General features: G+C 67.3%; 15 protein-coding genes. 5 read left to right on the plus strand and 10 right to left on the minus strand.

Annotated features, from left to right (window positions below; genetic code table 11):
- Window positions 1–97: 97 nt before the first annotated feature.
- From lpqS to EYZ64_RS23390, 4 genes are all read right to left on the minus strand, one after another.
- Window positions 98–490 carry a putative copper homeostasis (lipo)protein LpqS gene (lpqS, locus tag EYZ64_RS23375; protein WP_135457149.1) on the minus strand — a complete coding sequence of 131 codons (393 nt, stop codon included), beginning with the start codon at window positions 488–490 and terminating at the stop codon, window positions 98–100.
- 100 nt (window positions 491–590) lie between these two features.
- Window positions 591–2,807, minus strand: a complete 2,217-nt coding sequence (locus EYZ64_RS23380) for a heavy metal translocating P-type ATPase (protein WP_135457151.1) — start codon at window positions 2,805–2,807, stop codon at window positions 591–593.
- A complete protein-coding gene (locus EYZ64_RS23385) occupies window positions 2,804–3,631 on the minus strand; it encodes a DUF8832 domain-containing protein (RefSeq protein WP_135457153.1) in 828 nt (275 codons plus the stop codon). Before EYZ64_RS23385 ends, EYZ64_RS23380 begins: the two co-directional genes overlap by 4 nt.
- Window positions 3,632–3,644: 13 nt before the next feature.
- Entirely contained in the window at window positions 3,645–3,851 is a 207-nt protein-coding gene (locus EYZ64_RS23390; protein ID WP_044519704.1) for a heavy-metal-associated domain-containing protein, read from the minus strand.
- Between the two features lie 99 nt (window positions 3,852–3,950).
- Here EYZ64_RS23390 and EYZ64_RS23395 point away from each other — a divergent pair, with 99 nt between their 5' ends.
- Together EYZ64_RS23395 and EYZ64_RS23400 are read left to right on the plus strand one after the other, a co-directional pair.
- On the plus strand, window positions 3,951–4,667 hold the full coding sequence (locus EYZ64_RS23395) for a response regulator (protein WP_135457155.1): 717 nt from the start codon (window positions 3,951–3,953) through the stop codon (window positions 4,665–4,667).
- Window positions 4,664–5,752 (plus strand): HAMP domain-containing sensor histidine kinase, encoded by a 1,089-nt coding sequence (locus tag EYZ64_RS23400; RefSeq protein ID WP_135457157.1) that lies wholly within the window; start codon window positions 4,664–4,666, stop codon window positions 5,750–5,752. The genes EYZ64_RS23395 and EYZ64_RS23400 overlap by 4 nt, the downstream gene beginning before the upstream one ends.
- Here EYZ64_RS23400 and EYZ64_RS23405 read toward each other — a convergent pair.
- The 5 genes from EYZ64_RS23405 to EYZ64_RS23425 all read right to left on the minus strand — a co-directional run bounded on the left by EYZ64_RS23405 (window position 5,749) and on the right by EYZ64_RS23425 (window position 10,772).
- Window positions 5,749–6,423, minus strand: coding sequence for a DUF305 domain-containing protein (locus EYZ64_RS23405; protein ID WP_135460204.1), 675 nt, complete (start codon window positions 6,421–6,423; stop codon window positions 5,749–5,751). The genes EYZ64_RS23400 and EYZ64_RS23405 overlap by 4 nt on opposite strands.
- A gap of 76 nt (window positions 6,424–6,499) precedes the next feature.
- Entirely contained in the window at window positions 6,500–7,609 is a 1,110-nt protein-coding gene (locus EYZ64_RS23410; RefSeq protein ID WP_135457159.1) for an adenylate/guanylate cyclase domain-containing protein, read from the minus strand.
- Window positions 7,609–8,895: a GAF domain-containing protein gene (locus EYZ64_RS23415; RefSeq protein ID WP_210115560.1), complete on the minus strand. Its 1,287-nt coding sequence runs from the start codon at window positions 8,893–8,895 to the stop codon at window positions 7,609–7,611. Before EYZ64_RS23415 ends, EYZ64_RS23410 begins: the two co-directional genes overlap by 1 nt.
- 45 nt (window positions 8,896–8,940) lie before the next feature.
- Window positions 8,941–9,720: an acetoin reductase gene (locus EYZ64_RS23420; RefSeq protein WP_135457163.1), complete on the minus strand. Its 780-nt coding sequence runs from the start codon at window positions 9,718–9,720 to the stop codon at window positions 8,941–8,943.
- Window positions 9,717–10,772 carry a 2,3-butanediol dehydrogenase gene (locus EYZ64_RS23425; RefSeq protein ID WP_135457165.1) on the minus strand — a complete coding sequence of 352 codons (1,056 nt, stop codon included), beginning with the start codon at window positions 10,770–10,772 and terminating at the stop codon, window positions 9,717–9,719. The genes EYZ64_RS23420 and EYZ64_RS23425 overlap by 4 nt, the downstream gene beginning before the upstream one ends.
- A 130-nt stretch (window positions 10,773–10,902) precedes the next feature.
- Here EYZ64_RS23425 and EYZ64_RS23430 point away from each other — a divergent pair, with 130 nt between their 5' ends.
- The 3 genes from EYZ64_RS23430 (at window position 10,903) to EYZ64_RS23440 (ending at window position 14,010) form a co-directional block, all read left to right on the plus strand.
- Window positions 10,903–12,732, plus strand: a complete 1,830-nt coding sequence (locus tag EYZ64_RS23430; RefSeq protein WP_135457167.1) for a flavin-containing monooxygenase — start codon at window positions 10,903–10,905, stop codon at window positions 12,730–12,732.
- 88 nt (window positions 12,733–12,820) lie between these two features.
- On the plus strand, window positions 12,821–13,525 hold the full coding sequence (locus tag EYZ64_RS23435; RefSeq protein ID WP_502702985.1) for a polysaccharide deacetylase family protein: 705 nt from the start codon (window positions 12,821–12,823) through the stop codon (window positions 13,523–13,525).
- Window positions 13,522–14,010: a DNA-deoxyinosine glycosylase gene (locus EYZ64_RS23440; RefSeq protein WP_135457169.1), complete on the plus strand. Its 489-nt coding sequence runs from the start codon at window positions 13,522–13,524 to the stop codon at window positions 14,008–14,010. Before EYZ64_RS23435 ends, EYZ64_RS23440 begins: the two co-directional genes overlap by 4 nt.
- Before the next feature lie 6 nt (window positions 14,011–14,016).
- Here EYZ64_RS23440 and EYZ64_RS23445 read toward each other — a convergent pair whose 3' ends face one another.
- Entirely contained in the window at window positions 14,017–14,292 is a 276-nt protein-coding gene (locus tag EYZ64_RS23445; RefSeq protein ID WP_135457171.1) for a ribosomal protein L7/L12, read from the minus strand.
- Window positions 14,293–14,327: the final 35 nt, after the last annotated feature.

Raw genomic sequence — 14,327 nt, forward strand, 5'->3', positions numbered from 1 at the left:
ATTTGCCGTTTCTGTATCCGCCGCGGCCGCGCGCGGCAACTGACCTGGACAGCGTTGGGGCAACGGCGCATCGAGCGCCGGCACCCCCGCCGGCAGATCAGCGGCGTGCGATACAGATCCGGGTCAGAAGTTCCTGTCCGGCGAGGAGGACACCGTGTCGGCCGGGTGGACCTCGCTGCGCGCGCACCGCGGCGCACGCGCACACCACCGCACAGCCGAGGACGAGCGCCACAACCGAAAGCGCTGCGGGGGTAACGGAGGGCCTGGGCAGAACGGCGGCGGTGAAGCCATCCGGCATGTGTGCAGGCGAACCATCACTGACGTGCGGGTGGTCCAGCATCATCAGATCGGCGCCCTCGCCGATCGCTGCCGAGACCGCGTGCGGCAGATGCGTCGGGTGGTCGTGGCTCGTCGCCTGCCACTGCCCGGTGAGTACCCCGGCCCACAAGACAATCGCCATCATGGCTGCCAGCCGTGACAGTGAGTGCATGCGAGAGCTGCGCGATATCACGATGTTTCCAACTGTAACCACGCGATACCCACGATTCCGGTTGTGCGTGAATCGAATCCAGCCTGTGATTGATCCGCGATCATCGGAATCGTCTCAGCCGCAGGCTGTTACTGACCACGAACACCGAGGAGAACGCCATCGCGGCGCCGGCCAACATGGGGTTGAGCAGTCCGGCTGCGGCCAGAGGCAACGCGGCGACGTTGTAGGCGAATGCCCAGAACAGGTTGCCCTTGATCGTGGCCAGCGTGCGCCGGGACAACCGGATGGCATCTGCGGCCGCCCGCAGATCACCGCGGACCAAGGTCAGGTCACTGGCCTCGATCGCCACATCGGTACCGGTCCCCATGGCCAGGCCGAGGTCGGCCTGGGCCAGCGCCGCGGCGTCGTTGACACCGTCGCCGACCATGGCCACCACCCGGCCCTCGTCCTGCAGGCGTTTGATCACATCGACCTTGTCCTGCGGCAGGACCTCGGCGTATACCTCTTGCACACCAACCTGTTCGGCGATCGCGTGCGCTGCCGCCTCGTTGTCGCCGGTCAGCATGATCGGCTCCAGACCGAGGGCACGCAGCTGCCCGATCGCCTCCTCCGAGGTGGGCTTGACCGAGTCCGCGACCACCAGCACCGCGCGCGCCTGCCCGTCCCACCCCACGGCAATCGCCGTGCGGCCCAGCGCCTGAGCCTCGCGCATCGCGGCATCCAACTCCTGGGGCAACTGTTGCGACCAGTCGGCCAGCAGCTGACGCCGGCCCACCACCAGGGCATGGCCGTCGACGACGCCCTGCACCCCGAGGCCCGCCAAGTTGGTGAAATCTTCCACCGGGGGCAGGTCCCCGACCTTCTCGCGGGCGCCCTTGGCGATGGCCCGCGCGATCGGATGCTCGGAGCCGTCCTCGACCGCACCGGCCAGCCGCAGCACCTCGGCGGGATCCTCTCCGGGCGCGGTGAACACGTCGAGCAGCGTCATCGCCCCGGTGGTCACCGTCCCGGTCTTGTCCAGCACCACGGTGTCCACGCGACGGGTCGACTCCAGCACCTCGGGCCCCTTGATCAGGATGCCGAGCTGGGCACCGCGGCCCGTGCCGACCAACAGCGCCGTCGGTGTGGCCAGGCCCAGCGCACACGGGCAGGCGATGATCAACACCGCCACCGCGGCGGTGAAGGCCGCCGCCACCGATCCGCCGGTGCCCATCCAGAAACCCAAGGTTCCCACCGCGAGCGCGATGACGATCGGCACGAACACCGCGGAAACCTTGTCGGCCAGGCGTTGTGCCTGCGCCTTGCCCGATTGCGCATCCTCGACCAACCGGGCCATCTGGGCCAGCTGGGTGTCGGATCCGATTCGCTTGGCCCGCACCACGAGCCGACCGCCGACGTTGACCGTCGCGCCGACCACCTGGTCTCCCGGGGCGACTTCGACCGGCACCGATTCGCCCGTGAGCATCGAGGCATCCACCGCTGACGAACCGTCGACCACCTCTCCGTCGGTGGCGATCTTCTCGCCAGGCCGGACCACGAACTCGTCATCTATGGCCAGCGACTCGATCGGAATGCGTTGTTCCACACCGTTTCGCAGCACCGCGACGTCCTTGGCGCCGAGCTCGAGCAACGCGCGCAACGCCGCCCCGGCACGCCGCTTGGATCGCGCCTCGAAATACCGGCCGGCCAGGATGAAGGTGGTGACTCCCGCGGCGACTTCCAGGTAGATGTTGCCGGTGCCGTCCGATTGAGAGATCGACAGCGAGAACGGATGCGTCATACCCGGCATTCCGGCGGTACCCCAGAACAGCGCGTACAGCGACCAGCCGAACGCCGCGATGGTGCCCATCGAGATGAGCGTGTCCATGGTGGCGGTGCCGTGGCGCAGGTTGCTCCAGGCGGCCCGGTGGAACGGCAGCGCGCCCCACACCACGACCGGCGCGGCCAAGGTCAACGAGAGCCACTGCCAGTTGGTGAACTGCAGCGCCGGGACCATCGCCATGGCCACCACCGGGATGGTCAGCACCGCCGACACGATCAGCCGGGTGCGCAACGCGACGGTCGGATCGCCTTCGACATGGCTCCCACCCGGTTCGGTGGCGGGCAGTTGTGCTGTGTAGCCCGCGGATTCGACGACCTCGATCAGCTGCTCGGGCGTCACCTCACCCGCTACGTCGACGGTGGCCTTCTCGGTGGCGAAGTTCACCGTCGCGGTGACGCCGTCCAGATGGTTGAGCTTCCGCTCGATACGTCCGGCGCACGAGGCACACGTCATCCCGCCGATCTCGAGTACGACGTGTCCGGTGGCGGTGCTCACGGTGTCCCCTCAACGGTGAATTCGGCGGTGTGCACCGCATCGCGGTGCTTGAAGTCCAGGAACAGCCGGTACTCACCGGCACTGGGAAGCGTGGTGTGGAACGCGATCTGCGGACCGGGCGCGGTGGACGGGTCGGCCGCATCGCTCATCGGATGGACGTGCAGGTAGGCCAGATCCGACGCACGCACCGCGACCAGATGCCCGTAGGCGCCCAGGTACGGCTGCAGATCGGTGACCGGCTTGCCGTCGCGGCTGACCGATAGCGTCAACTCCGATGGTTGCCCCGCCCTGGTCACCCCGGCGAGTGAGACGGTGTAACCGTCGACCGTCGCAGTGGTGGCAGGTGCAGGCAGCGGCTGCGGCTGGTACTTCCCGGCAACGGCCATGTCCGCGTCGAGCGTGACCGCACGACCGTCGGCCGGCACGAAGTCGGCGAATACCCGATAGTCGCCGGGCTCGGTCAGATCCAGCGGAACGCTCCAGGTGCCGGAATCGTCGAGTACGGGATGCACATGCTGGTAGTCGGCGAGATCGCGGCGCACCACGATCAGATGCAGCAGCTTTTCGTGGCTCTCGATGTAGTCGGTCACCGGGGCGCCGGAGCCGTCGACGATGCGGAACCGCATCGGTACCTCGGTGCCGGACGGCAGCGCAGTCTCATCGAGTTGCAGCGTGTACCCCGCCCCATGGGCTGAACCGTGGCCGGCGTCGTGGCCTTCGGCGGGGACACTGCTCGGCGTGACCGCAGAACCGATCCCGAAGGACACGGCGAAAACCACGACGAGTCCGACAACGAACCCGATGAGCTTCTGCGGCGCACTCATGATCTACCCCTGCTCAACCCGCGACGGCGTAGCCGGCCTCGGCGACCGCGTCGCTGATGGCGGACGGATCGAGCTGACTGTCACTGTCGATGGTCACCAGCCCGGTCGACAGGTCGACCTCGACGGTGCGCACGCCGGGAAGGCCGCCGACCTCTTCACGCACCGACGTGACGCAATGCCCGCAGGTCATCCCGGTGACGGTGACAGTCTGGGTACTCATACAGTTTCCTCCTGAACCGGATTCGATATCGCTTCATACTATACCCCCCTAGGGTATGAAAATCCTATGTCCCCTACCTCACTCCTGCACTATGGGCTGATGGAGCACATTCCGGGCGGCTACCGGGCCCTGGTGGTCGACGACGAAGCGCCACTCGCCGAGGTCATCGCCAGCTATCTGACCCGCGAACAGTTCGAGGTCACCCTCGCCCACGACGGGTCCGAGGCACTGCGACTGGCCCGTGAGGTCGACCCCGACGTAGTGGTCCTCGACCTCGGCCTGCCGGGTATCGACGGCGTGGAAGTCTGCCGATCGCTGCGCACGTTCTCCGATGCCTACGTGGTGATGCTGACCGCCCGCGACACCGAGATGGACACCATCGTCGGCCTGTCGGTGGGCGCCGACGACTACATGACCAAACCGTTCAGCCCGCGGGAACTGGTGGCCAGGATCCGGGCCATGCTGCGCCGCCCGCGCGTCTCCTCCCCCGCCGCGACCGACGGCCGGGTGTTCGGCGCGCTGCGTATCGACGTCAATGGCCGCCAGGTGTTCCTCGATGACGATCCGATCATGCTGACGCGCACCGAATTCGACGTGCTCGCCGCGCTCTCGGCCCGCCCCGGGGTGGCGCTCAGCCGTCGCCAGATCCTCGAATCCGTCTGGGAGACCACCTACGTCGGCAACGAACACCTCGTCGACGTCCATATCGGTCACCTCCGCCGCAAACTCGGCGACGACCCTGCCGATCCGCTGTACGTGATGACGGTGCGCGGGGTCGGATACCGAATGGGTACCGGGCAGGACGGCCAACGGTGAGCGTCGGCCTGCGCACCCGACTGCTCTCGGCCCAGGCCCTGGTGCTCGTCGCCGGAGCAGGCACCACCGGACTGGTGGCCGCCATCGTCGGTCCGCCGTTGTTCCGCGAACATCTGCACCGCGCAGGGGTATCCGGCGACTCGGCCGAGCAGATGCACGCCGAAGAGGCCTATGTCTATGCCACGGTGATCTCGGTCGGGGTGGCGTCGTGCGTCGCCATACTGGCAGCCCTGATCGTCACCTGGTATTTCGGCAGGCGTCTGCAGAAGTCGCTGACCCAGGTGTCGCAGGCCGCCACGGCCATCGCCGACGGCCACTACGACTCGCGGGTTCCGCCGGCCCATCTCGGTGACGAGTTCGACTCCCTGGCGAGTTCTTTCAATCAGATGGCCGGGCGATTGGAGGCCGTCGACGCCAGCCGCCGCAGGTTGTTCAGCGATCTTGCCCATGAGATCCGGACTCCGGTTTCGGTACTGGAGGCCTACTTCGAGGCCATCGAGGACGGCGTGAGAGCTCTTGACCCCGAGACCGTTTCGATGTTGCGCCAGCAGACCCACCGCCTGGTCCGGTTTGCCGACGACGCCGGCGCCCTGGCCAAGGCAGAGGAAAGCCCCACCACGGTCACCCCGGTCCCCGTGGCGACGGACACCCTGGTGGCCGCCGCGGTCGCCGCGGCCCAGGACCGGTTCGACGACAAGGGGGTGACGCTGAGTTGGCGGGCGGACGAGAGCCTGCCGTCGCTGTGGGCCGACCCGCACCGGCTGGCCCAGATCCTGGGCAATCTGCTCGACAACGCGCTGCGACACACCCCGACCGGGGGCCGGGTGACGATCGATGCCGGCACGGCCGCCGACAGGAGCGTCATGCTGACGGTGGCCGATACCGGCGAGGGCATCCCCGCCGAGCATCTGCCCCATGTCTTCGAACGGTTCTACCGGGCCGACGCCGCACGCGACCGCGACCACGGCGGGTCCGGTATCGGACTGGCGATCGTGAAGGCCCTGGTCGAAGCGCACCGCGGCCGCATCAGCGTCAGCAGTTCGGGCGCTGGGACCACCTTCACGATCATCCTGCCGACCGGTTAGAGCGAACCCAGGATCTGGCGCATGGTGTCGATCTCCGCCTGCTGCGTTTTCACGATGGTGTGGGCCATCTCAACCGCAGCGGGGTAACGACCATCCTTGATCTCATCCTGCGCCATGGTGATCGCGCCCTCGTGATGAGCGATCATGTGCGTCAGGTACAGCTTGGCCGCCTCGACGCCCTGGGCGTTGCGCAGCGCGGTCATATCGGTGTCCGACACCATGCCCTGCATGGCGGGCATGCCACCCTGACCCATATTTCCGTGGCCCATGTCGCCGTGGCCCATGTTTCCGTGGCCCTGCTCCGGCATCGGCGGCATGGGGGGCATCGGGGGGTTGCCCCACTGCTTCAGCCAGCCCTGCATCTGCTCGATCTCCGGGGCCTGGGCACCCTTGATCTGGGTGGCCAGATCAGTCACCCGCGCATCGATGCCCTGCTTGGCCAGCAGCACATCGCTCATCTCGACCGCCTGCTGGTGGTGCGGAATCATGTGCTGGGCGAACATCACGTCGGCATCGTTGTGAGCCTCGCCGGCGACCGGTGAGCTCGCTGCCGCCGAGGTGCTCTGGGTGTTCGTCATCGGCTCGGCAGTCCGGTCAGCCTGGTCATTGCTACAGCCGGCCACCAGGGCCGCCGCGACCACCGCGCCGGCGCTCAGCATCATCAGTTTCATCACATCTCAAGCGTCCCGAGACTCGATGTGGCTGCTCTAGTGGTTCGATGAAGATTCGATAAAGCTCTGGAGATCTCTATGCGGGCCGGGCCCGGAAGAGCTTCACGTCATTCTTGACGCCCTTGAGGTGACGGGCTCCGGCAAACGACCAGCCGAACCGGCTCTCGCCGCCTTCGGTCTCGCCGATCGCCGTGCGGGTGGACTCGGCCACCAGTACGGTCCCGGGCCGCGCCGCCCCGGTGACCCGGCTGGCCAGATTGACCGAACCACCGAACCAGTCACCGGCCCGGCTCACCGCCGGCCCGGTCGCCAGCCCGACCCGCAGCCGAGGGAATTCCTCGTCGGTTTCGGTGGCGGCCACCAATTGCAGGGCCGCGTCCAGCAGTGCCGCCGGATCGGTGCTGACGAACATCACCGCATCACCGATGGTTTTGATCAGCCGCACCGGGCCTACTGCCACCTCACGTGCCGCGTCGGCCAGCCGATTCGCCAGCCGCTCAAGGTCTTCGGGCTGCACGACCTCACCCAGCCGGGTGAAGCCGACGATGTCGGCGAACGCGATGGTGACCAACCGGGCACCCGGCAGCGGCACGCCCTCGGCCCGCTCGGAAGCGCTGACCGCCTCGGTCTCCATCGCGTGGCGCAGTTGCACGAACAGCATGTCCCGGATCATCGGCCCGATCAGCGGGGCCGCCTCGGCCACCAGCGCCTCGCTCGCCTTGGCGGTTTCCAGTTCCGTCGCCCCCGGCGTCAACACTGCCGCCAGCGCGGCGTAACGCATCACCTCGGCGGCTCGGCCGAGCCCCTCCGAGAGCACCCGGGTGATCAACACGATCTGGTCGGGCGCGATACCCAGCTCCAGGAACCGCTCGGCGAAGCCCACCGCCTCGGCGTCGGCGCGCAACAGCACCGCGGCATCGGCGTCCTCGACAGTCGCCAGCCCCATTGCCCGCTGCAGTCGCTGCACGAGCTCGACGTCCATCCCGGTCTGCTCGCTGATCTCGCGGGTCGAGACGTACGTGCCGTCGTCCCCTGCCACCCGGCGCGAGGCCAGCAGCATCGGGGTACCGGCCTGCCGGATCTGGTCGGCGCTGATACCTCGGGCCAGAAGCCATTCGACAAGCTCGGCACGCTGCGCGCCGGCCTCACCGTCGAGCCCGTCCAAGAGCGTGAGATCGGCCACCATCAGGTCAAGGTATACCCACGCACCGCGTGGACCGCCGGAGCTGTCGAGGAAGTCAGCAGTGTCGACATGTCCTGGGGATAACGGACGTCCACGACCACCGAGTCCCCGAACCGGTACGGCTTACCGGCTAGCAGGCCGACGAACTGCTTACGCAGCCGCGACATCTCGGCGCGCACGGTCACCACCCTGGACCGATCGCCATAGAGATCCTCCGCCAGCTCCGGCGCCGACCGGCCCTGCTGACTGGTCGCCAAGACCAGCAAGATCTCGGCGTGGCGGCTGGAGATGCTGCGCCGCCAGTTGCCGAACTGGCCGGCCATCTCCAGCGACGGTTCGCCATCGCGCAGGTCGAGGATGACCCGCGACGGCGCCGCACTGGGCTCGGCGTCGTCAGCCACCCGGACCAGCCACCCGCCCGGCAGCGCCTCGACATCACACATGCCCAACGGCGGAATCCACACCCGGCCGGGTAACCCGCTCTCGGGCAACAAGATCCGGTTGTGCAACGGCAAGGAGTCCACCGCCGCGACCCAGCCGTCCGCGTCGACGGCCAGCGCCGGGCTGCCCACCCTGGCCAGGATGGGCGCCGCCACCGCGCGCAGCCGGTTCAACGTTCTGTCATGCGCCTCGCGCAGTTGCGACTCCGCGAGCCGCGCCACGAGGTCCACCAGGGCGACCGTCGTCGGATGCACGGTGGAGGCCGGGCCGGACACGTCGACGATGCCGATCACCTGACCGGTCCGCGGATCTCGGATCGGCGCGCCGGCACACGTCCACGGGTGGTGGCTGCGCAGGAAATGCTCAGCCGAGAAGATCTGCACCGCACGATGGGAGGCCAGCGCGGTACCGATCCCGTTGGTGCCCACCGCGTTCTCACTCCACGTCGCGCCCTCGATGAAACCGAGGCGGTCGGCGAGGCTGAGCACGCGCGGCGAGCCCGAGCGCCACAGCACCCGACCCCTGGCATCCGCCACCACCAGGATGTTGTGGCCCTCATCGATCACCGAGTCCAGCCCTCGCGACACATCGTCGAGCACAGCGATGAGTCCGGACTGCTGCCGCAGCAAGTCCAGGCCGGTCGTCTCGACCTGGGGCGGAATGTGATGATCCGGATTTATCCCCTTGGCGCGCAACCTGTTCCAGGAGTCTTCGATCACCGCCCGAGGACGCGCAGGCGCGCGGTCACCCGACATGGTCGCGTCGTACACCGCCGACAAGAGCATGGCGTACCGCCGCGGATCCTCACCAGGCGAGACCGCGGGCTCAGGTATCGATGAACCGGCCATCATCGCCGATTGTGCTCCACATCACATCGGGACGCCAAACTCCGGCTACCGATACACCAACCCCCCGTCGATGAGACCCGCCTGACCAGTCATGTAATCGGCATCCGGTCCGGCCAGATAAGCAACGAATCCGGCCACGTCCTCGGGTGTTGCCGGCCGCCCCAACGCGATGCCGCCCGCGTACTTCTGGAATGTCTCCCCCTCGGCGGCACCGGTCAGCTCGGCGAACCGCTTGTCGATCTGGACCCACATGTCGGTGCCGACGATGCCTGGACAGTAGGCGTTGACGGTGATGCCCGCCGACGCGTACTCCTTGGCCGCGGCCTGGGTCAGGCCACGCACCGCGAACTTGGTGGCGCTGTACACCCCGAGCATGGCGAAGCCGTCATGACCGGCGATCGACGAGGCGTTGATGATCTTGCCCGGCCGGCCAAGCTCGATGAACTTGGCTGCGGCAGCCTGGATTCCCCACAGCACGCCGTCGACGTTGATCGACCACACCCGGGCGACGTCGGCGGGCGTGACCTCGGCGATCGGTCCGACCAGCGCCACCCCGGCATTGTTGACCATGATGTCGAACCCACCCAGAGCGGCCGCGGCATGCTCGACCGCCGCGTACACCGAGTCGCGGTCACTCACGTCGGTGACGAAAGTCGTTGTTTTCGAGCCGATTTCGGCTATCTCCTCGGCGACAGCGTTGATACCGTCCGGCACCACGTCGACCAGTGCGAGGTCGGCACCTTCCCGCGCCAGCCGCAGCGCGATGCCCCGACCGATCCCCCGGCCCGCGCCTGTCACCAGCACCACCTTGCTCTGCAATGTCACGATGCGCCTCCGCTCGGGTCGACCAGAACCTTCATCTTCTTGCCTGCGTGCAGGGCTTCGAATCCCTCGTCGATCACGTCGTCGATGGCGATGGAAGTGACCCATCCCCTCGTGTCGTACACCCCCCGCGCCATGAGATCAATGACCGCCTCGAAGTCGGCCGAGGTGTAGCACAGCGAACCCTGGATCCTGGACTCGTTCATCACCAGGTTGAGCAACGGTGTCGTCAGCGGCTTCTCGTAAATCGCAACGCTGACCGTCGGTTTGCGCGCACCCACACACGCTGTGGCTGCCTCGATCGCGGGGGCCACGCCCGCGGCATCGAATGCCGCGTCGGCACCGCGTCCTCCGGTGTGATCGGCGATGAACGCCGGGACGTCGACGGCCGTCGGGTCCAGGGTCAAGGCGCCGAGCGACTCGATCGCGGACCTGCGGGTGGGCGAGGGTTCCACGACGAACACGTCGTCGAGTCCCTTGCCGCGCAGCGCGAACCACAGACCGATTCCGATCGGTCCGGCCCCGAAGATCACCGCGGTGTGCAGCGGGCCGACCTCACCGAGGGTGGCGGCGTGGTAGGCCACCGACATCGGCTCGACCAGCGCGCCGAGCTCGAGGGAGACGTTGTCGGGAAGCCGGTGCAGCATGTCGGTCGGCACCACGGTGTATTCGGCCATGCCGCCGTCGGACATCAGACCGTGGAAACCGATCTGCTGACAGATGTTGTAGGCGCCCGCCCGGCACGGTGCACAGTGTCCGCATCGGTAAATCGGCTCGACGGCCACCCGGTCTCCCGGGGCGAAGCCGGTGACGCCCGCACCCACGTCGGTGATGGTCCCGGAGAACTCGTGGCCCATGGTCAGCGGCAGCTGCCGGCCGGTCAGCGGATGCGGCTCGGTCGGCACGAAGATCGGTCCTGCATAGTATTCATGCAGGTCAGTGCCGCAAATTCCGTTGAAGCCGACTTTGACCTTGACGGTGCCCGGGGCAGGGTCGGGCTCGGGGACGTCGGCGACTTCGACCTTGTTCGGTCCGTAGTACACGGCTGCTTTCATAGTGGACGTTCTTAGGCGACCTGCCGGGTGCGCCGTAAGGGTTGCAAGACGTTGCGGTCTCAAACGCCGGGTCAGTTGCAACCCCGTGCAACCCTTGTTGCGGTGTTCGACACGGTGTGGGCTGTGCCACATGACACAGACCACCGCCGCACCGCTGGCCACACTGTCACCGCAGGAACGGGTTGACGCCTGGCTGGCAGATTTCGAATCCGCACTGGCCGACCGGGACGTCGAACGCGTCGTCGGAAAGTTCGCGACCGACAGCTTCTGGCGTGACCTGGTCGCCTTCACCTGGAACCTCAAGACCCTCGAGGGCCACGACGGCATCGCCGACATGCTGACCGCGCGGCTGGCGGACACCGACCCGTCCGGGTTCCGGACGGCGGAGACCCCGACCGAGGAATTCGACGGGGAACACGTCGTCACCTCGGCGTTCATCGAGTTCGAGACCGCGGTGGGCCGCGGCAAGGGGCACCTGCGCCTGCGCGACGAGCTGGGTTGGACCCTGCTGACGACCCTGCAGGAGCTCAAGGGCCACGAGGAGCGCAAGGGCGCCAACCGGCCGCTGGGCGCCGTGCACGGCTCCGATCCGGACCGGCGGTCCTGGTCCGAGAAACGCCTCGACGAGGACCTCACGCTCGGCTACACCGAGCAGCCCTACATCGTGGTGATCGGCGGTGGCCAGGGCGGTATCGCACTGGGCGCGCGGCTGCGCCAGCTCGGTGTGCCCGCCATCGTCGTCGACCAGCACGAACGCCCCGGCGACCAGTGGCGCAACCGCTACAAGTCGCTGTGCCTGCACGATCCGGTCTGGTACGACCATCTTCCCTACCTGCCGTTCCCGGCCAACTGGCCGGTGTTCGCGCCGAAGGACAAGATCGGCGACTGGCTGGAGTTCTACACCCGGGTCATGGAGGTGCCGTACTGGAGCTCGACCGCCTGCCTGTCGGCGTCCTACGACGAAGCCGAACAGCGGTGGACCGTCGAGGTGAACCGCAACGGCGAACCCGTGACGCTGCGGCCGGCGCAGCTGGTGCTGGCGACAGGCATGTCGGGCAAGCCCAGCATCCCGACGCTCCCGGGCCAGGAGACCTTCCGCGGCGAGCAGCACCATTCCAGCCACCACCCCGGCCCGGACCGGTATCCGGGGAAGCGAGTCGTGGTGATCGGCTCGAACAACTCCGCCCACGACATCTGTAAAGCGTTGTACGAGAACTACGTCGACGTCACGATGGTGCAGCGCTCCTCGACACACGTCGTGAAATCGGACTCGCTGATGGAGCTCGGCCTGGGCGACCTGTATTCGGAGCGGGCCGTCGCCGCGGGAATGACCACCGAGAAGGCCGATCTCACCTTCGCGTCCCTGCCCTATCGCATCATGGCCGACTTCCAGCGGCCCATCTACGATGCAATCCGCCAGCGCGACAAGGATTTCTACGCGCGATTGGAAGCAGCCGGATTCGACCTGGACTTCGGCGACGACGACTCCGGCCTGTTCATGAAGTACCTGCGCCGCGGCTCGGGCTACTACATCGACGTCGGTGCCTGCGAGCTGATCGCCGACGGCAGCATCAAACTGGCCCACGGCGAGGTGGACCGCCTCACGGAGGACTCGGTGATCCTGGCCGACGGCACCGAGCTGCCCGCCGATGTGGTGGTTTACGCCACCGGGTTCGGCTCGATGAACGGCTGGGCCGCCGACCTGATCAGTCAGGAAGTCGCCGACCGGATCGGCAAGGTGTGGGGCCTGGGCTCGGGCACCACGAAGGATCCGGGGCCGTGGGAAGGCGAACAACGCAACATGTGGAAGCCCACCCAACAGCCCAATCTGTGGCTGCACGGCGGCAATCTGCACCAGTCCCGCCACTATTCGCTGTATCTGGCGTTGCAGCTCAAGGCCCGCTATGAGGGCCTGGCAACGCCGGTGTACGGACTGCAGGAGGTCCACCACCTGAGCTGACGACTCACGACATGGCGCCCCGAACGTGACATAACCCCCACACCGTTCGGGGCGCCCGCGTGTGTGCGGTGCTTGGTATACAACAGTAGTGCGCCGATGGATATGGAGTCTGGTTGTCCTGCTCGCCGTGGCGGTGACCGTGCTCGCCGGTGGCTACCGGGTGATGAACTCGCGTACTTTCGCGCTCGCCGGGCAGGTGGTGAATCGAGTCGACACCTCGGCCAAAGTCGTTGCGCTGACCTTTGACGACGGCCCTACGAGCCACACCCCGGGCGTGCTGCGGATGCTCGATGACGCGGGCGTTCGGGCCACGTTCTACCTCACCGGCGCCGAGTTGACTGTCGCGCCGCAGTTCGGCACCGCGATCGCCGCGGCAGGCCACGAGATCGGCAATCACAGCTACTCGCATCCGCGGATGGTGCTGATGTCGCCGACCACCGTCGCGAACGAGATCGAACGGACCGACGCAGCGATCCGGGCCACCGGGTACCACGGTCCGATCACCTTCCGACCGCCCTACGGCAAGAAGCTCTGGACGCTGCCGCGCTACCTGTCCACCCATGATCGGACCATGGTCACCTGGGACGTCGAACCCGATTCGGCCACCGGAGCCGGTGCCGATGCGATCGTGGCCGAAACCGTCTCCCAGGCGCGGCCGGGCTCGATCGTCCTGCTGCATGCCATGTATGACAGCCGCGAGTCGTCGCGGGCCGCGGTCCCCCGCATCATCGACGAATTGCGCTCGGCTGGTTACCGGTTCGTCACCGTGTCCGAACTGCTGACGTACCGATGACCGAGCTGCTGCACGGGTTGGATCCCATCCTGGGCGAGGCGCCCTGGGTACTGATCCTGGGCAATATGCCCAGCGTGATGTCGCTGACTGCCGGTCAGTACTACGGCAATCCCCGTAACGCGTTCTGGCGGATCACCGGCTCCCTCTTCGGATTCAGTGCCGATGTGCCCTACCCGGATCGGGTGACGGCCCTGTGCGCACACCAGGTTGCCGTGTGGGATGTACTGCGGTCCTGCCACCGGGTGGGCAGCCTGGATTCGGCCGTGGAGCGGGACAGCATGGTGCCCAACGACTTTGCGGCGTTCTTCGCCCTACATCCCACGCTCGAGCGGGTGGTGTTCAACGGGGCAGCCGCCGAAGCCAATTACCGGCGTCTGGTCGGCACGCCGTCGCTGCCCAGTGTGCGAGTACCGTCGACCAGCCCCGCACAGACGATGCGCTACGAGAACAAACTGGACGCCTGGCGGACAGCACTGGACGGTTAGGCTCGGTCAGGCCAGCCGGTCCACGATGTCCTTGGCCTCCTTGAGCCGCAGCCCGGTCTCATCGCGCAACAGTTTGATTGCGCCGATTTTGTTGCCCTGCAGGACGAGCTGGCGGACCATCTGGCTGGCCATCATCTCACTGGGCTGACCCGTGGCCGGCAGTGACACCGGGTGCCCGGCCGCCGAGGCTGCCCGTTCCAGGGCGGCGACCCGGCGCTCCAGTTGCTCGACGCGTCGGCGCAGGTCGTTGCTCGATTCGTCACGGTCGGCGAAAAGTCCCATCGTGCAAGTGTCGCATCCCTGCCCTTTCGGCGTTG

The sequence above is a fragment of the Mycobacterium sp. DL99 genome, from assembly GCF_004762045.1.
GTDB lineage: Bacteria > Actinomycetota > Actinomycetes > Mycobacteriales > Mycobacteriaceae > Mycobacterium.

Excerpts from the sequence above, each read along its gene's own strand:
- lpqS (WP_135457149.1), bottom strand. The coding sequence starts at position 490 with ATGCACTCACTGTCACGGCTGGCAGCCATGATGGCGATTGTCTTGTGG.
- EYZ64_RS23385 (WP_135457153.1), bottom strand. The coding sequence starts at position 3,631 with ATGAGTGCGCCGCAGAAGCTCATCGGGTTCGTTGTCGGACTCGTCGTG.
- EYZ64_RS23390 (WP_044519704.1), bottom strand. The coding sequence starts at position 3,851 with ATGAGTACCCAGACTGTCACCGTCACCGGGATGACCTGCGGGCATTGC.
- EYZ64_RS23395 (WP_135457155.1), top strand. The coding sequence starts at position 3,951 with ATGGAGCACATTCCGGGCGGCTACCGGGCCCTGGTGGTCGACGACGAA.
- EYZ64_RS23405 (WP_135460204.1), bottom strand. The coding sequence starts at position 6,423 with ATGAAACTGATGATGCTGAGCGCCGGCGCGGTGGTCGCGGCGGCCCTG.
- EYZ64_RS23410 (WP_135457159.1), bottom strand. The coding sequence starts at position 7,609 with ATGGTGGCCGATCTCACGCTCTTGGACGGGCTCGACGGTGAGGCCGGC.
- EYZ64_RS23415 (WP_210115560.1), bottom strand. The coding sequence starts at position 8,895 with ATGGCCGGTTCATCGATACCTGAGCCCGCGGTCTCGCCTGGTGAGGAT.
- EYZ64_RS23425 (WP_135457165.1), bottom strand. The coding sequence starts at position 10,772 with ATGAAAGCAGCCGTGTACTACGGACCGAACAAGGTCGAAGTCGCCGAC.
- EYZ64_RS23430 (WP_135457167.1), top strand. The coding sequence starts at position 10,903 with ATGACACAGACCACCGCCGCACCGCTGGCCACACTGTCACCGCAGGAA.
- EYZ64_RS23440 (WP_135457169.1), top strand. The coding sequence starts at position 13,522 with ATGACCGAGCTGCTGCACGGGTTGGATCCCATCCTGGGCGAGGCGCCC.
- EYZ64_RS23445 (WP_135457171.1), bottom strand. The coding sequence starts at position 14,292 with ATGGGACTTTTCGCCGACCGTGACGAATCGAGCAACGACCTGCGCCGA.